Source organism: Devosia honganensis, from assembly GCF_042648785.1.
In the GTDB taxonomy this organism is placed as follows: Bacteria; Pseudomonadota; Alphaproteobacteria; order Rhizobiales; family Devosiaceae; genus Devosia; species Devosia honganensis.
This window is the reverse complement of sequence record NZ_JBHRYD010000001.1, coordinates 915,663-939,852: the sequence shown is the minus strand read 5'-3', so window position 1 is coordinate 939,852 and position 24,190 is coordinate 915,663. Positions and strand designations below refer to the sequence as shown.

Here is a 24,190-nt window from a genome sequence, read left to right as displayed (position 1 = left end):
GCCTTTAGTCCCCTCCCCGGCGGGACGGGCGAGGGGGAGGTGCGCAATTGAGCCAGTCCCCCCTCGCCGCCTATCGCCGCGTCACCATCAAGATCGGCTCGGCCCTGCTGGTCGATGGCGCGGGCGGGCTGCGCACGCGCTGGCTGGCGGGCCTTGCCCAGGATATCGCCGCGCTCAAGGCCGAGGGGCGCGAGATCGTCATCGTCTCGTCCGGGGCCATCGCGCTGGGGCGCAGCCTTTTGGGCCTCGCCGCCAGCTCGCTGACGCTGGAGCAGTCCCAGGCCGCCGCCAGTGCCGGGCAGATCGCCCTCAGCCAGGCTTGGGCCGAGGCGCTGGGCCGCCATGGCATCGTCACCGGGCAGATCCTCATCACCCCCAACATCACCGAGGAGCGGCGCTATTTCCTCAATGCCCGCACCACCATCAGGACGCTGCTGGGGCTGGGGGCCATCCCCATCATCAACGAGAACGACAGCGTCGCCACCGCCGAGATCCGCTATGGCGACAATGACCGGCTCTCGGCCCGGGTCGCCACCATGATCGAGGCGGACCTGCTGGTGCTGCTCTCGGATGTCGACGGGCTCTATACCGCCCCGCCGGCGCGCGATCCCGCCGCCGCCCATATGCCGGTGGTCGAGCGGATCACCGCCGCCATCGAGGCCATGGCCGGGGGCGCGGCCAGCCATTTGTCGCGCGGCGGCATGACCACCAAGATCGAGGCGGGCAAGATCGCGACGATGGCCGGCACGGCGATGATCATCGCGCGCGGCACCGAGCCCAATCCGCTCCGCGCCCTGGCGGAGGGCGGGCGGCACACCCTGTTCCATCCCGCCGCCGGCCGGGCCCAGTCGCGCAAGCGCTGGATCATGGGGACGCTGGCGGTGGCCGGCACGCTCGAGGTCGATGACGGCGCCGTCAGCGCTCTCAGACAGGGGCGCTCGCTGCTGCCGGTGGGCGTCACCCGCATTGGCGGCCGCTTCGGGCGCGGCGATGCGCTCGCCGTGGTCGATCTGCATGGCCGCGAGATCGCCCGGGGCCTGGCCGGGCTCGACAGCGAGGATGCGAGGCTGGTCATGGGCCGGCACAGCGATATGGTGGTGCGGCTGCTGGGCGCGAAAAGCCGCACGGAAATGATCCACCGCGACAATCTGGTGCTGGTCGGCACCCCCGAAGATGCCAACGAAATGGAGGCGAGCCATGACCTCGGCTGAAGCCCTGTCCAACGACATTTCCGGCCTGATGCACGAATTGGGGCGCCGGGCCCGCGCCGCCGCCGGCGCGCTCGCCATCGCCTCGGCGGAGCGCAAGCACGCGGCGCTGGCGGGCGCCGCCCAGGCGGTCGACGCCAACCGGGCCGCCATTCTCGACGCCAATGGGCTGGACATGGCCAATGCCCGCGACAAGGGCATGAGCGCGGCGTTCCAGGACCGGCTGCTGCTCGACGATGCGCGGCTCGACGGCATCGTCGATGCGTTGCGGGCCATTGCCGAGCTGCCCGATCCGGTGGGCACGGTGATCGCCGAATGGGACCGGCCCAATGGCCTGCATATCGAGCGGGTGCGCACGCCGCTGGGGGTGATCGGGGTCATTTATGAGAGCCGCCCCAACGTCACCGCCGATGCCGGCGCGCTCTGCCTCAAATCGGGCAATGCGGTCATCCTGCGCGGCGGCAGCGACAGCGTCCATTCCTCGCAGGCGCTGGTGGAATGCCTGCGGCTGGGCCTCGCGCAGGCCGGCCTGCCCGAGGACGCGGTGCAATTGGTGCCTACGACCGACCGGGCGGCGGTGGGCGAGATGCTCAAGGGGCTGGCGGGCAATATCGACGTCATCGTGCCCCGGGGCGGCAAGTCGCTGGTGGGGCGCGTCCAGTCCGAGGCGCGGGTGCCGGTCTTCGCCCATCTCGAGGGGCTGGTGCATGTCTATATCGACCGCTCGGCGGAGCTGGACAAGGCGGTGGCCGTCACCCTCAACGCCAAGATGCGCCGCACCGGCATTTGCGGGGCCGCCGAGACGCTGCTGGTGCACGAGGACGTGGCCGGCACCCATCTGGGGCCCATCCTCGAGGCGCTGATGGCGCGGGGCTGCGAGATCCGCGGCGACGCGGCGGTCATGGCGCGGGTCCCGGCGGCGCGGCCCGCCACCGAAGAGGACTGGAGGACCGAATACGAGGACGCCATCATCGCGGTGAAGATCGTGCCCAGCCTCGAGGCGGCGATCGGCCATATCGAGCATTATTCCAGCCACCATACCGAGGCGATCATCGCCGAGGACCCGGCGGCGGTGGAGAAATTCTTCGCCGGGGTGGACAGCGCCATCCTCGTACACAACGCCTCGACCCAGTTCGCCGATGGCGGCGAATTCGGCTTTGGCGGCGAGATCGGCATCGCCACCGGCAAGATGCACGCCCGGGGCCCGGTCGGGGTCGAGCAGCTCACCAGCTTCAAATACCGCGTGCGCGGCAACGGGCAATTGCGGCCTTGAGCGGGTTTTCGCGCCTTCTCCCCCGGGGGCCTGCGTGACGCTGCGCCCGCCCCTGCGCATCGCCGGCATCACCGAACTGCCGCCGTCGGCGCCGGGAATGCGCATCGGCCTGTTCGGGGGCAGCTTCAACCCCATGCATGAGGGGCATCTGCTGGTCATGGCCGAAACGCTGCGGCGGCTGCGGCTCGACCGGCTCTTCGTGTTGGTGACGCCGGGCAATCCGCTCAAGGACAATGCGGGGCTGCCTTCGCTCGCGGAACGGGTCGGCGCGGCGCGGGCGCTGATCGGGGACCCGCGCATAAAGGTCACCGGCTTCGAGGCGGCGCGGGGCTTCACCTATACCTGGCAGACCATCGATTTTCTGACCCGGACCCTCAAGGACCGGCGCTTCGTCTGGATCATGGGGGCGGACAGCCTCGCCGATTTCCACCGCTGGGAGCGCTGGCGCGACATCGCCGCCCGGGTGCCCATCGCCGTCTATGTGCGGCCGGGCGCCTCGCCCCGGGCGCTGGCCTCGCGGGCGGCGGCGGTGCTCGACCATGCCCAGCTCGACGAGGCCGACGCGCCGCTTCTGGCCGGCATGGCGGCGCCGGCCTGGGTCTATCTGCGGGGGCGGCAATCGGCGCTCTCCTCCAGCGCCATCCGCGCCGGAACGGCGGCAGGCTAGAGCCTTTCACTGTCAAGCGGATCAGCGCTTTCTTGCTCCCCTCCCCCTTGAGGGGAGGGGTCGGGGGTGGGGGTCCTTCGGTGCTCCGCCAAACCCACCCCCTCCCCAACCCTCCCCTCAAGGGGGAGGGAGCGCTGGTCGCCGATTCCGTCAAAACATGAAAGCCTCTTAGCCCGTTTGCCGTCCCGACCTTGCGAAACGGCCGCCAAAGGCGCATATTCGACCCAGTGTGATCATCGTCACCGGAACAGGAACGGACGGCTTGCCGTTAACACGACGCCGCTACATTCCCATCAACGACCAAGGATGCTCTATTCTCGCATGACCCATGCACGCGCATGGGCAGAAGGCCGTTTCTGATGGCCGTGCTGCCCGATAACAATATTTCCTCCGCGCCGGCGCCCGCCACCCCCTCCGGCAAACCCCTCATCGATCTCATCCTGGACACGCTGGATGACGCCAAGGCCGAGGACACGGTCGCGGTGGACATCACCGGCAAGTCCTCGCTGGCCGACCACATGGTGGTCACTTCCGGCCGCTCGCAGCGCCACGTGGCGGCAATGGCCGACCAGGTGATCGGGGCGCTGCGCGAGAACGGCTTCGGCAAGCCCCGCGTCGAGGGCCTGCCCCATGCCGACTGGGTGCTGGTCGATACCGGCGACGTCATCCTCCACATCTTCCGCCCCGAAGTGCGCGAATTCTACAATATCGAAAAAATGTGGCAGGCCGACTTCGCCGCCGACCAGCATTAGAGCCGTTCAGTTTTTGTTGGGAAGCGGTCCCCCTCTCCCCTTGTGGGAGAGGGAGAGAAAATCCGCGTTCAGCGGATTTGCGAGGGTGAGGGGTTCTTTCCGCGCACACGGTGCTGGTGGAATTCTCTCCGCCATTCGCGCCCAGCGCTCAGACTGAACTCTTTCCTTACGCCAGCGCCGCATCCACCAATGCCCGGGCGTGCAGTTCGGTGGTGTCGTAGACCGGCAGCGGGCTGACGTCGTCGTCGACCAGCATGCCGATTTCGGTGCAGCCCAGGATGACCGCCTCGGCGCCGCGCGCGGCGAGGCGCCCGATGGCCTCGACATAGATGCGGCGCGATGGCTCGCGCACGATGCCGCGGCACAGTTCCTCGAAGATGATGCCGTCGAGATTGGTGCGCTCCACCTCCGGCACCAGCACCTCGAGCCCGCCCGCGGCGAGCCGGTCGCGGTAAAAATCCATTTCCATGGTGAAGCGCGTGCCCAGCAGCCCCACCGTCGCAAACCCGTCGGCCCGCAGCGCCGCCGCGGTGGGGTCGGCGATATGGACGAAGGGCGTCTTGATGCCCTCCAGCATGGCTTCGGCCACCAGGTGCATGGTATTGGTGGCCAGCCCCAGCACCTGCGCTCCGGCGGCGACGAGGCCCCGCGCCGCCGCGTTGAGCCGGCGTCCGGCCGCCTCCCAGTCCCCTTCGGCCTGCAGGGCGGCGATGGGGGCGAAATCGAGCGAATTGAGGATGAGCGGGGCCGAATGCAGCCCGCCCCGGCGCCTTGCGGTCTCGGCGTTGATGATGCGGTAGTAATGGGAAGAGGATTCCCAGCTCATGCCGCCGACCAGGCCGATGGTCTTCATGCCGGGCTCAGCCATGGGAAAAACGCCCGGGAATGTCGGCGAAGGCGGCGGCCATTTTTTCGTAGGCCTGCCGCTTGAACGGCACGATCAGGGCGGGCGTGCGGCTCAGCCTTTCCCAGCGCCAGGCGGTGAATTCGGGAGCGAACCGGCCGCCGCCGGGGCTGAGCACGTCGATCTCGCTCTCGGGGCCGGTGAAGGCGAAGGCGAACCAGCGCTGCCGCTGGCCGCGATATCTGCCCTTGAGCGCGATGCCCAGCGCCTCGTCGGGCAGGTCGTAATGGATCCATTCGGGCGCTTCGGCCAACAGGCTCACCGAGGTGATGCTGGTCTCCTCGTGGAGCTCGCGCAGGGCGGCGCGCAGCGGGTCCTCGCCCTTGTCGATGCCGCCCTGGGGCATCTGCCAGGGGGCGCCGCGCTCCTTGGACTGCTCGGGGTCGTCCTCGCCCCGCCGGCTGCCGATGAAGACCTCGCCCCGGGCGTTGAACACGGCCATGCCTACGCAGTCGCGATAGGGCAGGGCGTCACGGTCGGGCCTTGTGGTCATGGCGGTTCTCTATTGCATCAGCGCGCTGGCCGGCACCAGCGCTATTCCCTTGGCGTCGAGCTCGCGGGCCCATTCGGATACCGCCTGCACCGAGATGGGCAGGGCGCTGACGATGCCGATGGCGCTGCCGGTGTCCAGCGCCCGGGCCTCGAGGTCGGCCAGCGCCGCCAGGATGGAGGTGCGGGCCGGATTGGCGTCGACCGCCAGGTCCGCCCGGGCGAAGGGTACCTTGTTGGCGCCGGCAAGCTGCGGGGCGACGGAGCGGCCCGAGGAGCCGTCATCGACATAGCCCAGCCCGCGGGCGCCGAACTCCTCCATGATCGGGGCCATGTCGGCCGCCGAGGCGGTGAAGCGCGCGCCCATATTGTTGATGACGCCGAAATAGCCGCCGAAGCGCGCCATCAGCCAGAACAGCTTTTCCAGATTGGCCCGGGGCGGCTCGCCGGTGAGGATGGTGTGGGGGCCGGGATCGTTCTGCGGATAGTCGAAGGGCTCGAGCGGCACTTCCAGCATCACCTCGTGCCCGGCGGCGCGGGCCGAGGCCACCGTGGTCTCCAGCGACCGCCCATAGGGGGCGAAGGCCAGCGTCACCTCGTCGGGCAACTGGTCGATGGCCTCGAGCGAGCCCTGCTCGTTGATCCCCAGGCCGGTGACCACGATGGCGATGGACGGCCCGGAGGCAGCGGCGGCGCCGGCGCGGCGATAGGCGGCGAAGGGGGTGAGCCCGGCGCCCGAAATGCGCGGAATGGTGCCGTTGGCGGTTTCCTCGCCCAGATCGGGCAGGGCGCCGAAGCCGTCGGCCGGCCGGCCCGGCGCGGCGGACGGGACCGGGGCCGTATCCGGCGCCCCGATCGGGCCGCCGGCGGGATATTGCTGGGGATCGGCGGTGATGGTGGCGGGGCCGCTGGCCACGGCATTGGCGATGGAATTGCCGTCGCGGGTGGAGGTGATCGCCGCTTCGCTGCTGGGGCGGCCGCCGCCGGGGTCGTCCACCAGCACCACGCGCAGCACCACGCCCGCCCCGATCAGCGCGATCACCAGGAAGAGCAGCCGCGCCAGCGGGAAATGGAACCGCCGGGCGCGCTCCCGGGCCCGGCGCTTGCGCCCGGTCAGCGGCGTCGACAGGTCATTGGCCATTGGCGGGTCCGCTCATCGGCGGCCTCCGGCCTCAATCCGCCCGGGGCGGGAAGGCCGGATCGGTCTCCTCGCCATTGATCAGGCGGATGGCGTATTGCAGCTGGGTGTCCTCGCTCTTTTCGATGGGCACATAGACCGAGGAGCCGACGGTGGATTCCTCCTGGCCCTCGATCGTGATGTGGCCCTCCAGCCCCGCCTCGCCGATGATCTCGTCGCGGCCCTGGAATTCCTCGGGCACCACCTGGCGCACCTCGATGTCCGGGGTGATGCCCAGCGCCTGGATGGAGCGGTTGTCGGGCGTGTAGTAGCGCGCCGTGGTCAGCCGCATGGCGCCGTCCGGCCCCAGCGAGATGATCGACTGCACCGAGCCCTTGCCGAAGGAGCGGGTGCCCACCAGGGTGGCGCGCTTGTGGTCCTGCAATGCGCCGGCGACGATCTCGGAGGCCGAGGCCGAGCCGCCATTGATCAGCACCACCATGGGCACCTCGGCCAGGCGCGCATCGAGCGGGTCGGGGGCGGCGTCGTAGCGGGCGCTTTCGCCGTCGGTGCGGCCCCGGGTCAGCACCACGGCGCCGCGCTCGAGAAAGGCGTCGGCGACATAGACCGACTGGTCCACCAGCCCGCCCGGATTGTTGCGCAGGTCGAGGATGATGCCCTTGGGGGCGACGCCGTCGCGCTCCTCGTAGATGTCCTCGATGGCGCGCTCGATGCCGATGAAGGCCTGTTCGGAAAAGCGCGAGAGGCGCAGCAGCGCCACGTCGCCCTCCATCGACCAGCGCACGGCGCGCATGGAGATGATGCCGCGGGTGAGCTCGAAGCTCAGCGGATCGGAAACCCCCTCGCGCATGATGGTGATGGTGACGTCGGTGCCCACGGGCCCGCGCATCTTCTCGACTGCCTCGTCCTGGGTCATGCCCCGGACGGGAAGGCCGTCTATCTCGACGATCAGGTCGTTGGCCATGATGCCGGCGCGCGCCGCGGGGGTCTCGTCGATGGGCGAGACGACCTTGATCAGCTCGTCCTCCATGATGATCTCGACCCCCAGGCCGCCGAACTGGCCGGAGGTGTCCTCGCGCATCTCGTCGTAGTCGGCGGGCGGCAGATAGCCCGAATGCGGGTCGAGCGAGGTCAGCATGCCCTGGATGGCGGCGCGGATCAGCTCCTGCTCGTCGGGCGGGTCGACATATTCGGCGCGGATGCGGTCGAAGATCTCGCCGAACAGGTTGAGGTCGGCATAGATTTCCAGCGGGTCGCGGGGTTCCCGGGCCTTTTCGGCCTCGGTGGGCTCGGGCATTTCGCCGCTGGGATTGGGCTCGGGCTCGGGAGCCTCCTGGTCCTGGTCCTGGGTCTGGACCGGCGCGGGCGCCTGATCCTGGGCGATCAGCAGGCCGGCCGGCACCAGCAGGGCCGCGCAGAAGACCGCAAGGCGGAGGGTGGGCAAACGCATGGGTGTTGTTATCCCGTCTGTTCGTTGTCGGCCCACCACAAGGCGGGGTCGAAAGGCTCGTTGTTCCGTCGCAGCTCAATATAAAGGGTCGGCTGGGCGTTTCCAGCGCTGGTGGTCAGGTTGCGTCCAATTGTGCGTGATCCCATCGTTCCCAGCGGCTCGCCCATCTGGACGAACTGCCCGATCTCGGCGCTGACCGTCTCGAGCCCCGCCAGCAGCGCGGTATAGCCGCCGCCGCCATTGAGAATGACGATCTGGCCGTAATTGAGATAGGGGCCGCGATAGAGCACCCAGCCATCGGCGGGGGCCACCACCTGCGCCTCGGCCCGGGTGAGGATGGACTGGCCGTGGGCGATGCCGCCCATGCCGTCATTGGCGCCGAAGGCCACCGCTTCGGTGCCGTTGGCCGGCCGCGCCAGATAGCCGCGCGCCAGCGGGAAGGGCACGGCGGGCTGGGTGCGCGCCGCGTCGGCGAAGGCGAGGGCGATGGCTTCGGGCGACAGCGCCGGCATGGCGTCGTCCTCCCGGGGCGGCTCGGCGCCGGCGGCGGCGCGTTCGGAGAGCGCCCCGATCAGTTCGCGCAGCGTGCTGGCGCGTTCGGCCAGAGCCACGGCCTCCGCCTCCTCCGCCTCGAGTTCGGCGCTCATCTGCACGATGCCCTGCTTGCGCGCCGCGATCAGCGTGGCGATGCGCAACTGCTCCTCCTCGAGCACTTCGTGGTTGGCCTTGAGCGTTTCCTCCTCGGCCAGTGCCGCCTCCTTGATCGCGGTCAGCGCCTGGAGGTCGGTGGAGACGGCTTCCGCCCGGGCGCGCAATTGCGGCACGATGGCGGCGATCAGCATGGCGCCGCGCGCCGAGCCCAGCGCATCGTCGGGATCGACGATCAGGGCGGGGGGCGGATTGAGGGAGATGCGCTCGAGCGCCGCCAGCACATTGGCGATCTCGGCGTCGGCGCCGTCGAGCCGCCCGCGCACTTCCAGTTCGCGCACGATGAGGTCGGAAAGGCGCTCCTCGACATCGGCCACCTCGATCTCGGCGAGCTTGACGCGCTGGGCGGCGGCGATCAGGGCGGCGTTCTGCTGGGCCCGGTCGCCCTCCATCGCCGCGATCTCGGCCTTGAGCGCCTCGATGCGCTCGCGGCTGAGGCTGAGCGAGGCCTCCACCTGTTCGAGGTCCACCGCGTTGGCGTCGGGCGCTGCTTCCGCCCCGGTCGCCGCTTCGGCCGCGGTTTCCCCTTCGGTCCCGGCCTCCTCCGCGCCGGAGGGGGCGAGCGGCAAAGCTGGGCGCAAGGCGTCGGCCGGCGTGCTCTCGGGCTGGGCCGGCACCGGCAATGGGGACAGGCTCGCCAGGAGCGCGCCCGCCAGCATGGCTGTCACAGTGCTTGCCGGCCGCCGGGGCATGGCATCTCCTCATTGGGGCGGTGCCCCGAATCACCGAGCCGCAGCTTAGCAAGCCGTCGGCAAACCGCCGGTTAACATTGCTTAACCATGAGGTGAAGCTCATTCGCCCCGGTGATAGGGGTGCCCGGCCAGAATGGTGGTGGCGCGATAGAGCTGTTCGGCCAGCATGATGCGCACGAGCTGGTGCGGCCAGACCATGGGCGAGAAGCTCAGCGCGAGATCGGCCGTGCGCAGGAAATCGGGGTCGATGCCGTCGGCGCCGCCGATGACGAAGCCGACCGATGCCCGCCCGTCGTCGCGCCAGCGCGCCAATTGCGCGGCAAAGGCGTCCGAGCCCATCGACCGGCCGCGCTCGTCGAGCATGATCAGCACGCCCCCGGGCAGGGCGGCCCTGAGCGCCCTGGCCTCCTCGGCCTTGCGCGCGGCGGCGCCGGCGGCCCGGGATTCGGCCAGCTCGGTCACCTCGAACCCGGTCAGCGCCAGCGGCCGTCCGGTGGCGGTGGCGCGGTCGAGATAACGCGCCACCAGCTCCCGCTCCGGCCCCGCCTTCATCCGTCCCACCGCCGCGATCGCTATGCGCATGAACCCTTCTCCCGATCTTTCGACATGTCTGCGCCTGTCCAGGGCGTTTGCGTCGGCGACAACGATCAAACCAGGGGCGTCCAAAGTAAACACCCCTGTCCCGCGGGACGATGCGACAACGGTGCTGCTGGATTGTTCGGGCGGTCCGAGGGACGATATGGCTGCGCATCGGCCCGCTGATTCGCCGTGAGGGTCCGCCGGCCGCTGCGCCCTCGTGGCTCGCCGGGGCGTGGCGTCTCCGTTCCGTCGCCTTCGGCGCGCAGAATTGATGGTGGGGGACCGGAACCGGCAGGGGACCGGCCCGTTTGGCCAGCAGGGCGGAAGGAGGCCGAGATGACGCAATTCCACATGCTCACCAGGCATCGGGACATCCAGAACTGGGTCAGCGACCGCAAGGGCAAGCCGGCGATCGCCCGCGTGCGGGACCGCTTCGGCGAGGAAAGGGCGCAGCTCCGGCTGCGCTTTGCCCGCAGCAGCGAGGAAGGCCGCGAGGATGTGGGCATGAGCCCCTGTTCGTGGACGGCCTGGCTCGCCGAGCTCGACCGGCAGCAATTGGCGCTGCGGGTCGATCCCGCCGGCGATTGCGAGCTGGTGTCGCGGCGCGAGCTCAACTGAGCTTCACGACGGCCCCGGGCTCCGGCGCGGGGAGCGGATGCACCGTGCCGGAAAAGGCCAGGCATACCCGGTCGCGCCCTTTCGTCTTGGCCTCGTAGAGCGCCGCATCGGCGCGCCGCAGCAATTCGGACAGCGTCTCGCCCGGGCGCGACTGGGCGACGCCGAAGGAGGCGGTGACCGGCAGGGCGGGGCCCGCCGGATGGGCCGGCTGGTCGCGAAAAGTGCTGCGCACCGCCTCGGCATAGAGCTTGCCCGCCGCCAGGTTGGCGCCGGGGATGAAAGCGGCGAACTCCTCCCCGCCCAGCCGCCCGACCACGGCCCGCTGGTCGCAATTGTCGCGCAGGCAGCGGGCGAAGGCGGCGATGACCCCGTCCCCGGCGGCGTGGCCGTAGCCGTCATTGATCTGCTTGAAATAGTCCAGATCCGCCACGATCATGGCGCCGGGTACGCCCGAGCGCTCGATGAGGCACAGCGCCTCGTTGCCGCGGCTCTCGAAGCCGCGGCGGTTGAGCAGGGACGAGAGCGCGTCGGTTTCCGAGCGGTCCGTCATCTCGGCCATGACGTCGCGCAGGATGATGAGCAGCATCAGCAGGCCGATGGCCACCACCAGCACCGCGCCGACCGATTGCGAGAAAGCGGCATAGGTGGTGCCGATATAATCCTGCGGGGCCGCGCCCGAGCCGATCCACGCGGCGAGGAACGGCTTGCCGAGGAAATGCAGGCCCGACAGCGCCCAAAGGCCCAGCAGCGCCAGGTCGAGCGCGCGCTTGCGGGGATTTTTCAGCGCCACCAGCACGCCGATGGCCTGCATCGCCGCATAGGGCGCCTGATAGAGCAGGTTGCGCGGCAGGTCGCCGCGCGGCAGTTCGAGAATGAGCAGGTTGAGCGTCAGCGAGGCGGCGATGGCGAGGGCGAGCAGGCGCCAGGGCGGGGCGATGCGGTAGTGATGGGCCATGCCGACCACGCAGCCGGCCAGCGCCAGCAGGAAGACCGTGAAGATGGCGAAGCTGACCGGGCGGTGGTCGGCCTGGTAGGGCAGGATGAATTCGAGCGCGATGTTGCAGACCCCCAGCCCATAGGCGAAGGCGAGCCAGCGCGCCCCCAGCGCCGAGCGCTGATAGGCCGCCACCACGCCGAAGGAGGTGGCGAAAATGGCCGCGACCAGCAGATTTATGGCCAGCACGAAGGCGGCGGCGCTCATCGCAAAGATCGTCCCCCTCCTGAGGTCGGGGCGATCCTAGCCGGCGGGGACGAAACGAGACGTTAACGGCGCCCTCACCCTTCGCGCGGTGTGACCCCGAGCGCTGCGGCCAGCAGCCCGTAGGAGCGCCGCCGCAGCTCGTAGGAGTGCATGGTGGTGGTGATCATCACCTCGTCGGCGCCGGCTTCCGTCGCTTTTTGCGAGATCGTCTCGGCCATCTGCGCCGGATCGCCCACCAGCCACAGGCTCGACTGGTGCTCGATCACCTGGCGCTGCTGCGGGGTCAGCTCGTGGGCGATGGCCTCCTCGGGCGGGGTGAGCTGGCGCTGTTCGCCGGTGACGAAGCGGGCCCAGTTCACCGCCTGCGAGGTGGCGAGATATTTTGCCTCCTCCTCGGTCGGGGCGCAGATGACCGAAAGGCACAAAATGGTGCGGGGCGCGGGAAAATGCTCGGTGGGCCGGAAGGCGGCGCGATAGGCGGCGAAGGCCGGCGCCGCCGGGGTGTGGCTGAAATGGGCGGCGAACGCATAGCCGAAGCCGAGCCGTCCGGCCGCGTCGGCGCTGGCGCCGGAGGAGCCGAGCAGCCATTTGGGCGGCAGCGCGATGCCGCCGGGCGACACCGGCACGCGCGAAAAGGGATGGTCGGGCGGAAAGCCGTCCTCGTCGAAGGCCATGAGCTCGGCCAGATAGGCGGAGAATTCCTCGCCCCCGCCGCTGCGCAGCGCCCGCATGGCATGGCCGTCCCCGCCCGGGGCGCGGCCGATGCCCAGGTCGATGCGGCCCGGATGCAGCGCCTCGAGGGTGCGATAGGCCTCGGCGATGCGCAAGGGGGCGTGGTTGAGCAGCATCACCCCGCCGGCGCCCACCCTGATGTCGCGCGTGGCGGCGGCGGCGCTGGCGATGAGGATTTCGGGCACCGAGGAGGCGATGGAGGGCATGCCGTGATGCTCGGCATACCAGAGCCGCGCATAGCCGAGCCGGTCCGCCTCCCGGGCCAGCTTCACCGTTTCGGCCATGGCATCGGGCGTGGTGGTGCCCTGGGCGATGGGGGCGAGGTCCTGGAGGGAGAGGGCGAATGCAGCGGTCACGGCGCGGTCTTCCGGTCGGTTGGCGATCATCGTTAGATCACGATGAACAGGGGTAAAATCAAGCCTTGCCGGCCGATTTTCATCCTCCGCCGGCCCGATTCGGCGCCTTCATGGCCGAAATGGCCTTGACCCGGCCCCGCTTCTGCCCCTGGATGTGGGCCCCAAGGCGGAAGGGTCGTGCGATGAAACGGCTGATCGTGGCGATAGCGGTTGTGGCCGGGCTGGTTTCGGCGCCGGCAGCGCAGGAATTCGGCCTCTCGGAGCTGCGCGGCGGCCTGTTCGCCCATAGCGCCGACGAGCCCGGCGCCTTTTTCGGGATCTTCGACACTTCGCGCATGCAGGATGTCAATGTCGAATTGCTGTTTCACGTACCGGGGCTGACCGACTGGCCGGCGCTGGGGGAATTGCGCCCGCATCTGGGCGCCACGGTCAATTTCGGCGGGCTCGAGAGCATGGTCTATGCCGGGCTGAGCTGGACGGTGCCGCTGTTCGACACCCCGGTGTTCCTGGAGGCCAGTTTCGGCGCGGCCCTGCACAATGGCAGCACCAACGGGGTGGCGGCCTATCCGGCGCGCCACCTGGGCTGCTCGCCGCTGTTCCGCGAATCGGCCAGCCTGGGGGTGATGGTGACCGAAACCGCCTCGATCATGGCCACGGTCGAGCACGCCTCCAATGCCAATCTGTGCGACGGCAATCGCGGCCTCACCAATATGGGGCTCCGCTTCGGCTGGCGGTTCTGAGCCCGGCCTTCATCCCGGCAGCCGCCGGTGCCGGGCGCGGGCGGCGACTTCGATGGCGGCGGTGGTCAGGCGGTCGAGACTGAGCCGGTCGCGCAGCATTTCGAGATAGCGCAGCTCTTCCTGCTCCAGATGCAGGTCCACCGCCGCCACCTCCACCGCCAGCGCATAGGCGGTGTCCTGGAGCAGGGGCGGCAGCGCGGCGATGGCCTCGTCGATGACGCGGTCGAGGCCTTCGGGGCCGTTGAGCCGGTCGGCGCAGTCATTGGCGACCGCCGCCAACCGCCCGGGCTCGAACCCCTCGAATACCGGCAGCCGCCCGATCAGCGCCTGGATGCGCGCCAGTTCCCGTTCGGTGATGGCGGCGTCGGAGGAGGCGGCGACGATCATCAGATGGATGAGCGCATCATGGGCGGCGAGGGACATTTTGGCATCCGGGGCTCGGGTTCGGGCTTCCAGAACTAGGCGGTGGCGCGGCGCGGCGCAACCACCCGCGACATTGACGCCAATCCCTAACAGTGCAACACACGCCTTTCGTCCCTCTTTCCCTGTCCGAAAGGCCGCAACCCCGTGTCGCCCGCCGCTTTGCCCGCCCTCGATCCCGATTTCTTCGCCCCCGCGCAGACCGCCCGCGCCTGGCCCTTCGAGGAAGCGCGCAAGATCGTCAAACGGCTGGAAAAGTCGGGCAAGGGGGAAGCCCTGTTCGAGACCGGCTACGGCCCCTCGGGCCTGCCCCATATCGGCACGTTCGGCGAAGTGGCGCGCACCACCATGGTGCGCACCGCCTTCCGCCTTTTGACGCGCGACGAGATCCCCACGCGGCTCATCTGCTTTTCCGACGACATGGACGGCATGCGCAAGATCCCGGACACCGTCCCCTCCCGCGAGGCGATGGAGCCGCATCTGCAAAAGCCGCTGACGGCGGTGCCCGATCCCTGGACCAATGAATATTCCAGCTTCGGCGAGCACAACAACGCCATGCTGCGGCGCTTCCTCGATACGTTCGGCTTCAACTACGAATTCGCCAGCGCCACCGATTACTACAAGTCCGGCCGGTTCGACGAAGTGCTGCTGCGCGCCGCCGAGCGCTATGACGACATCATGGCGGTCATGCTGCCTACGCTGGGGGCGGAGCGGCGGGCGACCTATTCGCCCTTCCTGCCGATCTCGCCCATTTCGGGTCGCGTGCTCTACGTGCCGATGAAGCAGGTCAACGCCAGGGAGGGCACCGTCACCTTCACCGACGAGGACGGGCGCGACACCACCGTGCCGGTCACCGGCGGCCATGTGAAGCTGCAATGGAAGCCGGATTTCGGCATGCGCTGGGCAGCGCTGGACGTCGATTTCGAGATGTTCGGCAAGGACCACCAGACCAATCAGCATATCTACGACAAGATCTGCTCGATCCTGGGCGGCACCCCGCCCGAGCATTACGTGTTCGAGCTGTTCCTCGACGCCGAGGGCCAGAAGATCTCCAAGTCCAAGGGCAACGGGCTGACCATCGACGAGTGGCTGACCTACGCGCCCACCGAAAGCCTGGGGCTCTACATGTTCCTCAAGCCGCGGGTGGCCAAGCGCCTGCATTTCGACGTCATCCCGCGCCAGGTGGACGATTATTACGCCCATGTCGCGGCCTATCGGGACCAGGACGCGGCGGCGCGCCTCGAAAACCCGGCCTTCCACGTGCATTACGGCGACGTGCCCGCCCCGGCGGTGCCGCTGAGCTTCGCGCTGCTGCTCAATCTGGTGGCCACCGCCAATGCCACCGACACCAAGGTCATGTGGGGCTTCATCTCGCGCTATATTCCCGGCGCCAGCCCCGCCACCCATCCCGAGCTGGACCGGCTCGCCGGCTATGCGGTGCGCTATTTCAACGACCGGATCAAGCCGTTCAAGACCTATCGGGCGCCCTCCGACATGGAACGCGCGGCCCTGCAGGATCTGCACGACCGGCTCGGGGCGCATCGGGGCTCCGCCGATGCCGAGGCGTTGCAGAACCTGGTCTACGAGGTGGGCAAGGCGCACGGATTCGAGCCGCTGCGCGACTGGTTCAAGGCCATCTACCAGGTGCTGCTGGGCGACGATCAGGGCCCGCGCTTCGGCTCCTTCATCGCCCTTTACGGGGTCGATGAAACCCGGCGCCTCATCGCCGACGCCCTCGCCGGCAAGATGCTGGCCGCCTGACCGGCAGCGCTCCTCCCCCGCTCCCTTGCGTGTGGGGTGTTTACTTTGAACGCTCCCAGGTTTGATCGGTGTTCCCCTCCCCGGAGGGGCTAGAGCCTTTCACTGTCAAGTGGATCAGCGCTTTCTTGCTCCCCTCCCCCTTGAGGGGAGGGGTCGGGGGTGGGGGTCCTTCAGTGCTCCGCCAAACCCACCCCCTCCCCAACCCTCCCCTCAAGGGGGAGGGAGCGCTGGTCGTCGATTCCGTCAAAACATGAAAGCCTCTAGGGGTGGGGGCCGTGCCGTCGATTTTCTCGATGGTTTGATTGGAGTCCCGGAATCCCAACCCCACCCTCGATCCCTCCCCACAAGGGGGAGGGAGGCGAAGGGGCCGGCATTGCGGATTTATCCATAGGCAATAGCCTGCCCTTGCGGGAGAGGGGTTCCTTCCGCCAGAGATGGATTGCTCGGACAAGCCGGGCAATGACGGCGGTGAGGGACCGTTTCCCTCAAAACCTGAAAGCCCTAGAGCCGGCGATTTGGTTGCATCAAATCGCCGGCTCTTACTCTTTGATGCCGCATCTCTTTTGCGAAAAACCGGTTCCCACTTTTTCGCCCGATGCTCTAGCCCAGCGTCTTGCGGAAGAACACCACCCGCTGGGTTTCCGTAAAGCCCAGCGCCGCGTGCATGGCGTGGCTGTCGATATTGTCCGCCAGCGCATCGGAGGCGAATTCGCGGCAGCCTTGCTGCCGGGCCCAGTCCTCCACCGCCGCCACCAGGGCGCCCGCCACGCCCTTGCGGCGTGCCTCGGGCAGCACATAGATGCCTTCGAGAAAGGCGACGGGCGAGGTCTTGCAGCCATTGACGTAATCGTGCCGCAGCCCGGCTTCGGCAAAGCCCAGCGCCTTGCCCCGCCCGTCCCGCGCGATCAGGTTGAGCGTCGCGCCGGGCGCTTGCAGCAGGGCGGCGATTTCGCTTTCATGCTCGCCGGCGCCGCTTTCGGGCCAGAGGGCGGCGCGCAGTCGGGCCCAGTCGCCCCGGTCCGCCCGGCTCATGGCGCTTATCCTCACTGGCTGGCCCAGATGATCCGCGCCATCCATTCCACGTCCACCGTATCGAGGAGGCGCGGCTCATAGGCGGGATTGAGCGAATGCAGCTCGATCTGCTTGGCGGTCTGGCGGGCGAGGATTTTCGCCATCACCTCGCCGTCCCGCGTCTTGACCACCACCCGGTCGCCGCGCCGCACCTGCTCGGTGGGCGAGACCACGATGCGGTCGCCCTCGCGATAGAGCGGCTCCATGCTGTCGCCCGAGATTTCCAGCGCATAGATGCCATTGTCGTGGGGGGAGGGCAGGGCCACCTCGTCCCAACCCTGTCCGGCGGGAAAGCCGGCGCTGTCGAAAAAGCCGCCGCTGCCCGCCTGCGCCAGCCCGATCAGCGGCACGGTGGCCGAGCCGGGCGGCTCCGACAGCCCCGAAAGCTGCATATAGGCGCCGGACCCGGCAAGGAAGCTTTCAAAGTTCTCCCCCGTGACTTCCAGGACCTTGGCGAGGCTTTCCGTCGAGGGCCAGCGCTCCCGCCCGTCCTTGCTGACGCGCTTGGAGACGTTGAAGGCGGTGGCGTCGAGCCCGGCCAGCCGCGCCAGCGCCGATACGGAATGGCCATGCCGGCGCGCCAGCGTGTCGATGCCGTCCCATATGGCCCTGTGTGAAATCATGGCGCGCGTCCGGAAAGGAAAAATGTCTCTTTGATGGAATAGAGTCCTATTTTATGGACGCGCAATGGCCTTGTAAAGAGAACCTTTACGATTTACCCCGGCGCTAAGCCCTTCCGCTTCCAGCGCCGGATCGCCATGCCAGACGTCCCCAGCCTTCCCCTGCTCATCTACAAGGTCGCCAGTTCCGCCTCCTATGCCCCGGCCCGGCTTTCGGGGCATTATGCGGGCATGCCGGTGGATGCGGCCGACGGCTACATGCATTTTTCCACCGCCGCGCAACTGGCCGGGACGCTGCGCCGGCATTTCCGGGACGAGGCCGATCTGGTGCTGCTGGCGGTGCGTACCGCCGATCTGGGGCCGGGCCTGGTCTGGGAGCCCTCGCGCGGGGGCGAGCTGTTCCCCCATTATTATGGCGGCCCGCTCGATCTGCGGGCGGTGGCCTGGGAGGAGACGGTCAGCGTCGATGCGGCGGGCGAGTGCTCCTTGCCGGAGGCGGTGCGATGATCTTTTCTGCCTTTTCGCCGCTGCTGCGCCATGCGGGCCTGGCCAGTCTCACCCGCGACGCGCTGCTGCGCATGGACCCGGAAACCGCCCATGGCGCCACCATCGCCGCGCTGCGCCTGGGGCTAGCCCCGCAGTCGCGGCATCCCGATCCGCCGGAGCTGGCTACTCGATTGTGCGGGCTGGACCTCGCCAATCCGGTGGGCATGGCGGCGGGCTTCGACAAGAATGCCGAAGTGCCGCGCCCGCTGGCGCTGATGGGGTTCGGGATGACCGAGATCGGCACCGTCACCCCCCGCCCGCAGGAGGGCAATCCGCGGCCGCGCCTGTTCCGCGTATCCCAGGCCCAGGGTGTCATCAACCGCATGGGCTTCAACAATGAGGGCCATGACGCGGTCTTTGCGCGGCTGCGCGGCCTGCGCGTGCCCGCCGTGCTGGGGGTCAATATCGGCGCCAACAAGGATAGCGAGGATTTCGTCGCCGATTATGTGCTGGGCGTGACCCGCTTCGCCGAGCTGGCCGACTATTTGACCGTCAACGTCTCCTCCCCCAATACGCCCGGCCTGCGCAACCTGCAGGCCGACGAAGCCCTGCGCCGGCTATTGGGCGAGGTGCTGTCGGCCCGCGCCAGGGCGAAGACGCGGGTGCCGGTACTGCTCAAGATCGCGCCCGATCTCGACGAGGCCGGCATGGACGCCATCGCGCGCGTCGTCCTCGCCACCGATCTGGACGGGCTCATCGTCTCCAACACCACCATTTCGCGCGACGCGATCCGTGGCATGGACCATGAAGGGGAAAGCGGCGGGCTGTCCGGGCGGCCGCTTTTCGAGCTCTCCACCAGGCGCCTCGCCCAGATGCGCCAGCGCGTCGGCGCCCTGCCCATGATCGGGGTGGGCGGCATCCATTCCCCGCAAACCGCGCTGGCCAAGTTCGAGGCCGGCGCCGATGCGGTGCAGCTCTATTCGGCCCTGGTCTTCGGCGGCCTCGACCTGCTCGATCGTATCAAGCGCGGGCTGGTCGCCGGCATCCGCGCGGCGGGCAAGACTAATATCGCCGAACTGGCCGGAACCCGCACCGACGACTGGGCGGCCGGGCGGGCCGAGACCGGCTGAGCGTGTGGACCATCTTCGCCCCTCTCTCCCCGGCGCAGGACTGCTTCCGCTGGAGCCTTTCACGTTTTGACGGAAGCGGCGACCAGCGCTCCCTCCCCCTTGAGGGGAGGGTTGGGGAGGGGGTGGATTTGGCGGATCACCGAAGGACCCCCACCCCCGACCCCTCCCCTCAAGGGGGAGGGGAGCAAAGGCACCGATCCGCTTGACAATGAAAGCCGCTAGGCCGCGGCGAACAACCCGGCCTTGCGCCGCTCCAGCGCCCACCAATAGATGAGGCCGCGGGCGAGGAACCAGCAATGCAGCGCCGCCCACAGGCCCCAATTGCCCCAGAGCGGCTGCAGCAGCATGGCGGCGGCGAGGAAGACGGCCAGCGACATCACCATGCCGTTGCGCATGGTGGCGTTGAGCGTCGTGCCGATCAATATGCCGTCATAGACGAAGGCCGGCATGAAGGTGAGCGCGCACAGCGCCGCCACGGGCAGATAGGCGAGCGCATAGGCGCGCACCTCCTCGCTGGTGGTCATGAAGCCGATGACAAAGGGGCCCGAGACGTACCAGGCCAGTCCCAGCCCCAGCGCGATGACCAGCCCCCAGGCCATGGACAGGCCATAGGCGCGCTCGAAGGCCGGCCGCCAATTGGCGCCCACCGCCTTGCCGGTCAGCTGCTCGGCCGCCTGGGCGATGCCGTCAAGGAAGAAGCCCACCATCATCAGCAGGTTGAGCAGCACGGCGTTGGCCGCCAGCGGCACCTCGCCCATGCGCGAGCCCTGGGCCGCGAACCAGGCATAGGCGCCCATCAGCGCCATGGAGCGGATCATCAGGTCGCGGCTGAGCCCGAACATGCGCCGCACCGCCGTCGCGTCGCGCAATTCGCCCGGGGCGATGCGGGCGAGCAGGCCTCCCACACCGCCATAATGGCGCGCCAGCAGCGCCAGCCCGGCAAAGGCCGCCACCGCCTGGCCGATCACCGTGCCGAAGGCGGCGCCGGGCACGCCCCAGCCCAGCCCGTGCACGAACCAGATGGACAGGGTGATGTCGATCAGGTGCAGCAGCAATTGCAGCATCATGCCGGTGCGCGCCGCCGCCCGGCCGTAGAACCAGCCCAGCAGGGCGTAATTGATCAGCGCGAAGGGCGCGGCCCAGATGCGCCAGTGGAAATAATCGGCCAGCGCCGCCTCGACGCCCTGCTCGGGCGCCATCGCCCAGATCGAGAGCGACAGGATCGGGCCGGCGAGAAGGATCATCGCCAGGCCGATCAGGACGCCCAGCAGCAGCGCCCGGCCGACATGCAGCAGCCCGTCGCGCGGGTCGCGCGCCCCGACCGCCTGCGCCACCAGCCCCGCCGTGCCGATGCGGAGGAAATAGGCCAGCGAGAACAGCGCGTCGAACACCAGCGCCCCCAGCACCAGCCCGCCCAGCAGCGCCGCGTCGCCCAGCCGCCCGATCACGGTGATGTCCACCAGCCCCACCAGCGGCTCGGTGATGAAGGCGATGGAGGCGGGCAGGGCGATCTTCCACACATCGGCATGGCGGACGTGGAAAGGGTGCTGGGGTCGGCTGGGGGCGGTCATGGGGCGGGCTCGGCGCGGCGGGAGCTTCCTCATAGAGGCTTTCAGGTTGTGACGGAAGCGGCGGCCAGAGCCCCCTCCCTCGAGGGGGAGTGTTTACTTTGGACGCTTCTGGTTTGATCGTTGTTGTCAACACCAACGCTGTGCTGCCCTCGGGCGTGACCCGAGGGCCGGCCTGGGCGCCCCGAAACCCGAGTTTCTTGCACGTGGACAGAGGCCCTCGGGTCAAGCCCGAGGGAAGCCCGGTGTGGGGGATAAATTGTGCCGGCAGCCCATTGTAAACACTCCCCCCTCGAGGGGGGCAGAGACAACGATCCCGCCTGACAATGAAAGCATCGCCGGCGCGGCCGGGACGCCCCGGGCGAGCGGCAGGCCTATGCCGGCACCTCCAGCTCGAACACCACGTCGGCCCGGTCGCGCGAGGTTTCGACGAGGTCGTAATTGGGCAGGTCGTTGCGGGCGATATGGGCCCGGTTGCGCTCCTGGGTGAACAGGCCCTCCTCGCCATGGCGCCGCAGCAGCCGCGCCTCCACCAGGGCGCGCGGCACGTGGATGAAGGCGGCATAGTCGAGCAGCGCCCTGACGCCGGCCCAGGGTCCCTCCGGCAGCAGCAGGTAATTGCCCTCCACCACCAGCACCCGCACATCGGCGGCGACGGTGAAGGCGTTTTCCACCACGTCCTCGATCCGGCGGCTGTAGCCCGGCCCGCTGACCGGCCCGGTGGCGCGTTTGAGATGGTGGAGGAAGCCGGCGAAGGCGGCGCCCTCGAATGTATGCGGGGCGCCCTTGAAATCGGCCAGTCCCATGGCCTCGATCTTGGCATGCTGCATGTGGAAGCCGTCCATGGGCACCAGCGCGGCGCTGCCCGGACGGACCGCGTCGAGCAGGGTGACGAGCTCCGCGGCCAGCGTCGACTTGCCGGTGCCCGGCCCGCCGGCGAGGCCGATGGCGAGGCGCCGGCCCCGCGCCGCGCTCTCCATTGCGAGGATATGCGGCACCAGCCGCGCCAGCATTTCCGGCGGCGTCAGCCGGATCGTCCCGCGCATGAGCGGTTCCTCCCGTGGTCGGACCGGCTCGGATCATATAGGCTTTCGCCCGATTTGCATCGGGTGCAAGGGGATTTTGGGCCTGTCACATTCACCGATCGAGCTCCCGCCAATCATCGAAAGCTGGTTCGCCTCCCGCGGCTGGGCGCCGCGCGCCCATCAGCTCGAGGTGCTGGCCAGCTACCGGCAGGAAGCCGGCCAGTTGCTGATCGCCCCCACCGGGGCCGGCAAGACCCTGGCCGGCTTCCTGCCGACGCTGGTAGAGCTGGCCGAGGGCGGCTTTGCGGGGCTCCACACGCTCTACATCTCCCCGCTCAAGGCGCTGGCCGTCGACGTGCAGCGCAATCTGGCGACGCCCATCGCCGAGATGGGCCTGCCCATAAGCGTCGAGACCCGCACCGGCGACACCTCCGCCGCCAAGCGCGCCCGCCAGCGCGCGCGGCCCCCGCACATCCTGCTCACCACGCCCGAGCAATTGGCGCTGCTGATCTCCCATCCCCATGCCGACCTGCTGTTCGGCACGCTGCGCCGCGTGGTGCTGGACGAATTGCATGCCCTGGTCACCTCCAAGCGCGGGGACCTGCTGGCGCTGGGGCTGGCGCGGCTGGCGCGGCTGGCGCCGGCGATGCGCGTCACCGCGCTTTCGGCCACGGTGGCCCGCCCCGATCTCCTGCGCGACTGGATCGCCCAATCCCGCCCCGAAGGACGCACGGATCTGTTGCGCATGGCGGGCGGCGCGCCGCCCGAGCTGTCCATCCTCGAGACCGGCGCGCACCTGCCCTGGGCCGGCCATTCGGCCCGCTATGCCCATGCCGAGCTCTACGAGATCGTCCGGCGCCACAAGACCACGCTGCTGTTCGTCAATACCCGCTCGCAGGCGGAAATGCTGTTCCAGGGCCTGTGGGACCTCAACGAGGACATGCTGCCCATCGCGCTGCATCACGGCTCGCTGGCGGTGGAGCAGCGCCGCAAGGTCGAGGCGGCCATGGCCGACGGTCGGCTCAGGGCGGTGGTGTGCACCTCCACGCTCGATCTGGGCATCGACTGGGGCGATGTGGACCTGGTGGTGCAGGTGGGGGCGCCCAAGGGCTCCTCGCGCATGCTGCAGCGCATCGGCCGCGCCAATCACCGGCTCGACGAGCCCTCGAAGGCCCTGCTGGTGCCCTCCAACCGCTTCGAAGTGCTCGAATGCGAGGCGGCGGTGGAGGCGGTGGAAGAGGGCCATCAGGACAGCGAGGACCCCCATCCCGGCGCCTATGACGTGCTCGCCCAGCACGTCTTGGGCATGGCCTGCGCCGCGCCCTTCGCCGCCGACGCGCTCTATGGGGAAATCCTGCGCGCCTGGCCCTATCGCGATCTGCCGCGCGGCAAGTTCGACCAGGTGCTCGATTTCGTCGCCACCGGCGGCTATGCGCTGCGCGCCTATGAGCGCTATGCGCGGCTGCGGCTGACCCCGGAGGGGCTCTGGCGCATCGCCCATCCGTCCGTCGCCCAGCAATACCGGCTCAATATCGGCACCATCATCGAGGAGCCCATGGTGCGGGTGCGGCTGGTGCGGGGCAGGGGGCGGAAACAGGGCCGCACCACCGGCCCCATCGGCGCCGGCGGGCGGGTGCTGGGGGAGATGGAGGAATATTTCTTCGGCACGCTCTCGCCCGGCGACACCTTCATGTTCGGCGGCGAGATCGTCGCCTTCGAGGGCATGAAGGACAATGAGGCCTTCGTGTCGCGCGCCTTTTCCAGCGATCCGAAAATCCCCTCCTATATGGGCGGCAAGTTCCCGCTCTCGACCTATCTGGCCGAGCGGGTCCGCCGCATCATGGACAGTCCCGGCCAGTGGGAGAAGCTGCCCGACCAGGTGGGCGACTGGCTGCGCCTGCAACGCGCCCTCTCCGTCGTGCCGCGACGCGACAGCCTGCTGGTGGAGACCTTCCCGCGCGGCGCGCAGAACTACCTCGTCTGCTATCCCTTCGAGGGCCGTCTCGCCCACCAGACGCTGGGCATGCTGCTGACGCGCCGGCTGGAGCGGATGCGCGCCCGCCCGCTCGGCTTCGTCGCCTCCGAATACGCCCTCGGCATCTGGGGGCTGGGCGATCTGTCCGCCCTCATCCGCACCGGCCGGCTCTCGCTGGACGAATTGTTCTCCGAGGACATGCTGGGCGACGACCTCGAGGCCTGGCTCGACGAATCGGCGCTGATGAAGCGCACCTTCCGCAATTGCGCCATCATCGCCGGCCTCATCGAGCGGCGCCATCCCGGCAGGGAAAAGACCGGCCGCCAGATCACCATGAGCTCGGACCTCATCTATGACGTGCTCTACCAGCACGAGCCCGACCACATCCTCATCGAGGCCACGCGGCGCGATGCGGCCCGCGGCCTGCTCGACATCGAGCGGCTGGGCCGCATGCTGGCCCGCGTCCGCGCCCATATCGTCCACCAGCCGCTGGCCCGGGTCTCGCCGCTGGCCGTGCCCATCCTGCTCGATATCGGCAAGGAACCGATTTTCGGGGAAGGGCGCGAATCGGCTATGGCGGAAGCGGCCGACGAGCTGTTGCGCGAAGCGGCCGGCAATCCCTGATCC

23 protein-coding genes are annotated in these 24,190 nt (G+C 69.0%); 10 read left to right on the top strand and 13 right to left on the bottom strand.

Annotated features, from left to right (window positions below; all coding sequences use genetic code 11):
- The first annotated feature begins 47 nt into the window (after window positions 1-47).
- The 4 genes from proB to rsfS all read left to right on the top strand — a co-directional run bounded on the left by proB (window position 48) and on the right by rsfS (window position 3,900).
- The gene (proB, locus tag ACFOOL_RS04470) at window positions 48-1,211 is read left to right on the top strand and encodes a glutamate 5-kinase (protein ID WP_380095261.1); all 1,164 of its coding nucleotides are present in this window, start codon (window positions 48-50) and stop codon (window positions 1,209-1,211) included.
- A complete protein-coding gene (locus ACFOOL_RS04465) occupies window positions 1,198-2,481 on the top strand; it encodes a glutamate-5-semialdehyde dehydrogenase (protein ID WP_380095259.1) in 1,284 nt (427 codons plus the stop codon). Before proB ends, ACFOOL_RS04465 begins: the two co-directional genes overlap by 14 nt.
- A gap of 34 nt (window positions 2,482-2,515) precedes the next feature.
- Window positions 2,516-3,148 (top strand): nicotinate-nucleotide adenylyltransferase, encoded by a 633-nt coding sequence (locus tag ACFOOL_RS04460; RefSeq protein WP_380095257.1) that lies wholly within the window; start codon window positions 2,516-2,518, stop codon window positions 3,146-3,148.
- A 359-nt stretch (window positions 3,149-3,507) separates the two neighbouring features.
- The gene (gene rsfS, locus ACFOOL_RS04455; RefSeq protein WP_380095255.1) at window positions 3,508-3,900 is read left to right on the top strand and encodes a ribosome silencing factor; all 393 of its coding nucleotides are present in this window, start codon (window positions 3,508-3,510) and stop codon (window positions 3,898-3,900) included.
- A gap of 166 nt (window positions 3,901-4,066) precedes the next feature.
- On the opposite strand, the gene ACFOOL_RS04450 is transcribed toward rsfS, so the two are convergent.
- From ACFOOL_RS04450 to rlmH, 6 genes are all read right to left on the bottom strand, one after another.
- The gene (locus ACFOOL_RS04450; protein WP_380095253.1) at window positions 4,067-4,753 is read right to left on the bottom strand and encodes an aspartate/glutamate racemase family protein; all 687 of its coding nucleotides are present in this window, start codon (window positions 4,751-4,753) and stop codon (window positions 4,067-4,069) included.
- A gap of 7 nt (window positions 4,754-4,760) precedes the next feature.
- Window positions 4,761-5,297, bottom strand: a complete 537-nt coding sequence (locus tag ACFOOL_RS04445; protein WP_380095251.1) for an RNA pyrophosphohydrolase — start codon at window positions 5,295-5,297, stop codon at window positions 4,761-4,763.
- Between the two features lie 9 nt (window positions 5,298-5,306).
- Entirely contained in the window at window positions 5,307-6,434 is a 1,128-nt protein-coding gene (locus tag ACFOOL_RS04440) for a divergent polysaccharide deacetylase family protein (RefSeq protein ID WP_380095249.1), read from the bottom strand.
- Between the two features lie 31 nt (window positions 6,435-6,465).
- A complete protein-coding gene (locus ACFOOL_RS04435) occupies window positions 6,466-7,881 on the bottom strand; it encodes a S41 family peptidase (RefSeq protein ID WP_380095246.1) in 1,416 nt (471 codons plus the stop codon).
- 8 nt (window positions 7,882-7,889) lie between these two features.
- Window positions 7,890-9,281 (bottom strand): murein hydrolase activator EnvC family protein, encoded by a 1,392-nt coding sequence (locus ACFOOL_RS04430; protein ID WP_380095243.1) that lies wholly within the window; start codon window positions 9,279-9,281, stop codon window positions 7,890-7,892.
- Between the two features lie 99 nt (window positions 9,282-9,380).
- Entirely contained in the window at window positions 9,381-9,863 is a 483-nt protein-coding gene (gene rlmH / locus ACFOOL_RS04425; protein ID WP_380095240.1) for a 23S rRNA (pseudouridine(1915)-N(3))-methyltransferase RlmH, read from the bottom strand.
- 333 nt (window positions 9,864-10,196) lie between these two features.
- Here rlmH and ACFOOL_RS04420 point away from each other — a divergent pair, with 333 nt between their 5' ends.
- A complete protein-coding gene (locus ACFOOL_RS04420; protein WP_380095237.1) occupies window positions 10,197-10,478 on the top strand; it encodes a hypothetical protein in 282 nt (93 codons plus the stop codon).
- Here ACFOOL_RS04420 and ACFOOL_RS04415 read toward each other — a convergent pair.
- Together ACFOOL_RS04415 and ACFOOL_RS04410 are read right to left on the bottom strand one after the other, a co-directional pair.
- The gene (locus ACFOOL_RS04415) at window positions 10,471-11,679 is read right to left on the bottom strand and encodes a GGDEF domain-containing protein (protein ID WP_380095235.1); all 1,209 of its coding nucleotides are present in this window, start codon (window positions 11,677-11,679) and stop codon (window positions 10,471-10,473) included. The two genes, ACFOOL_RS04420 and ACFOOL_RS04415, sit on opposite strands and share 8 nt — an antisense overlap.
- 74 nt (window positions 11,680-11,753) lie before the next feature.
- Entirely contained in the window at window positions 11,754-12,767 is a 1,014-nt protein-coding gene (locus tag ACFOOL_RS04410) for an LLM class flavin-dependent oxidoreductase (protein WP_380095232.1), read from the bottom strand.
- A gap of 182 nt (window positions 12,768-12,949) precedes the next feature.
- Here ACFOOL_RS04410 and ACFOOL_RS04405 point away from each other — a divergent pair, with 182 nt between their 5' ends.
- Window positions 12,950-13,507, top strand: a complete 558-nt coding sequence (locus tag ACFOOL_RS04405) for an acyloxyacyl hydrolase (protein ID WP_380095230.1) — start codon at window positions 12,950-12,952, stop codon at window positions 13,505-13,507.
- 9 nt (window positions 13,508-13,516) lie between these two features.
- Here ACFOOL_RS04405 and ACFOOL_RS04400 read toward each other — a convergent pair whose 3' ends face one another.
- The gene (locus ACFOOL_RS04400) at window positions 13,517-13,930 is read right to left on the bottom strand and encodes a tellurite resistance TerB family protein (RefSeq protein ID WP_380095227.1); all 414 of its coding nucleotides are present in this window, start codon (window positions 13,928-13,930) and stop codon (window positions 13,517-13,519) included.
- Between the two features lie 144 nt (window positions 13,931-14,074).
- On the opposite strand from ACFOOL_RS04400, the gene ACFOOL_RS04395 reads away from it, so the two are divergent.
- A complete protein-coding gene (locus ACFOOL_RS04395) occupies window positions 14,075-15,688 on the top strand; it encodes a lysine--tRNA ligase (RefSeq protein WP_380095225.1) in 1,614 nt (537 codons plus the stop codon).
- Window positions 15,689-16,288: 600 nt separating this feature from the next.
- Here ACFOOL_RS04395 and aac(6') read toward each other — a convergent pair.
- The gene (aac(6'), locus tag ACFOOL_RS04390) at window positions 16,289-16,720 is read right to left on the bottom strand and encodes an aminoglycoside 6'-N-acetyltransferase (protein ID WP_380095223.1); all 432 of its coding nucleotides are present in this window, start codon (window positions 16,718-16,720) and stop codon (window positions 16,289-16,291) included.
- Between the two features lie 11 nt (window positions 16,721-16,731).
- Window positions 16,732-17,382: a S24 family peptidase gene (locus tag ACFOOL_RS04385; RefSeq protein ID WP_380095220.1), complete on the bottom strand. Its 651-nt coding sequence runs from the start codon at window positions 17,380-17,382 to the stop codon at window positions 16,732-16,734.
- A gap of 135 nt (window positions 17,383-17,517) precedes the next feature.
- On the opposite strand from ACFOOL_RS04385, the gene ACFOOL_RS04380 reads away from it, so the two are divergent.
- Window positions 17,518-17,886, top strand: a complete 369-nt coding sequence (locus tag ACFOOL_RS04380; protein ID WP_380095217.1) for a DUF952 domain-containing protein — start codon at window positions 17,518-17,520, stop codon at window positions 17,884-17,886.
- Window positions 17,883-18,995, top strand: coding sequence for a quinone-dependent dihydroorotate dehydrogenase (locus ACFOOL_RS04375; RefSeq protein WP_380095214.1), 1,113 nt, complete (start codon window positions 17,883-17,885; stop codon window positions 18,993-18,995). Before ACFOOL_RS04380 ends, ACFOOL_RS04375 begins: the two co-directional genes overlap by 4 nt.
- A gap of 218 nt (window positions 18,996-19,213) precedes the next feature.
- On the opposite strand, the gene ACFOOL_RS04370 is transcribed toward ACFOOL_RS04375, so the two are convergent.
- The gene (locus ACFOOL_RS04370; protein WP_380095212.1) at window positions 19,214-20,566 is read right to left on the bottom strand and encodes an MATE family efflux transporter; all 1,353 of its coding nucleotides are present in this window, start codon (window positions 20,564-20,566) and stop codon (window positions 19,214-19,216) included.
- A gap of 371 nt (window positions 20,567-20,937) precedes the next feature.
- Window positions 20,938-21,609, bottom strand: coding sequence for a nucleoside/nucleotide kinase family protein (locus tag ACFOOL_RS04365; protein WP_380095210.1), 672 nt, complete (start codon window positions 21,607-21,609; stop codon window positions 20,938-20,940).
- 76 nt (window positions 21,610-21,685) lie between these two features.
- Here ACFOOL_RS04365 and ACFOOL_RS04360 point away from each other — a divergent pair, with 76 nt between their 5' ends.
- The gene (locus ACFOOL_RS04360) at window positions 21,686-24,187 is read left to right on the top strand and encodes a ligase-associated DNA damage response DEXH box helicase (protein ID WP_380095207.1); all 2,502 of its coding nucleotides are present in this window, start codon (window positions 21,686-21,688) and stop codon (window positions 24,185-24,187) included.
- Window positions 24,188-24,190: the final 3 nt, after the last annotated feature.

What these genes read in the sequence shown, in the direction of transcription:
- ACFOOL_RS04465 (WP_380095259.1), top strand. Translation starts at nt 1,198, where the DNA reads ATGACCTCGGCTGAAGCCCTGTCCAACGACATTTCCGGCCTGATGCAC.
- rsfS (WP_380095255.1), top strand. Translation starts at nt 3,508, where the DNA reads ATGGCCGTGCTGCCCGATAACAATATTTCCTCCGCGCCGGCGCCCGCC.
- ACFOOL_RS04450 (WP_380095253.1), bottom strand. Translation starts at nt 4,753, where the DNA reads ATGAAGACCATCGGCCTGGTCGGCGGCATGAGCTGGGAATCCTCTTCC.
- ACFOOL_RS04445 (WP_380095251.1), bottom strand. Translation starts at nt 5,297, where the DNA reads ATGACCACAAGGCCCGACCGTGACGCCCTGCCCTATCGCGACTGCGTA.
- ACFOOL_RS04440 (WP_380095249.1), bottom strand. Translation starts at nt 6,434, where the DNA reads ATGGCCAATGACCTGTCGACGCCGCTGACCGGGCGCAAGCGCCGGGCC.
- ACFOOL_RS04435 (WP_380095246.1), bottom strand. Translation starts at nt 7,881, where the DNA reads ATGCGTTTGCCCACCCTCCGCCTTGCGGTCTTCTGCGCGGCCCTGCTG.
- ACFOOL_RS04430 (WP_380095243.1), bottom strand. Translation starts at nt 9,281, where the DNA reads ATGCCCCGGCGGCCGGCAAGCACTGTGACAGCCATGCTGGCGGGCGCG.
- rlmH (WP_380095240.1), bottom strand. Translation starts at nt 9,863, where the DNA reads ATGCGCATAGCGATCGCGGCGGTGGGACGGATGAAGGCGGGGCCGGAG.
- ACFOOL_RS04420 (WP_380095237.1), top strand. Translation starts at nt 10,197, where the DNA reads ATGACGCAATTCCACATGCTCACCAGGCATCGGGACATCCAGAACTGG.
- ACFOOL_RS04415 (WP_380095235.1), bottom strand. Translation starts at nt 11,679, where the DNA reads ATGAGCGCCGCCGCCTTCGTGCTGGCCATAAATCTGCTGGTCGCGGCC.
- ACFOOL_RS04405 (WP_380095230.1), top strand. Translation starts at nt 12,950, where the DNA reads ATGAAACGGCTGATCGTGGCGATAGCGGTTGTGGCCGGGCTGGTTTCG.
- ACFOOL_RS04400 (WP_380095227.1), bottom strand. Translation starts at nt 13,930, where the DNA reads ATGTCCCTCGCCGCCCATGATGCGCTCATCCATCTGATGATCGTCGCC.
- ACFOOL_RS04385 (WP_380095220.1), bottom strand. Translation starts at nt 17,382, where the DNA reads ATGATTTCACACAGGGCCATATGGGACGGCATCGACACGCTGGCGCGC.
- ACFOOL_RS04380 (WP_380095217.1), top strand. Translation starts at nt 17,518, where the DNA reads ATGCCAGACGTCCCCAGCCTTCCCCTGCTCATCTACAAGGTCGCCAGT.
- ACFOOL_RS04375 (WP_380095214.1), top strand. Translation starts at nt 17,883, where the DNA reads ATGATCTTTTCTGCCTTTTCGCCGCTGCTGCGCCATGCGGGCCTGGCC.
- ACFOOL_RS04370 (WP_380095212.1), bottom strand. Translation starts at nt 20,566, where the DNA reads ATGACCGCCCCCAGCCGACCCCAGCACCCTTTCCACGTCCGCCATGCC.
- ACFOOL_RS04365 (WP_380095210.1), bottom strand. Translation starts at nt 21,609, where the DNA reads ATGCGCGGGACGATCCGGCTGACGCCGCCGGAAATGCTGGCGCGGCTG.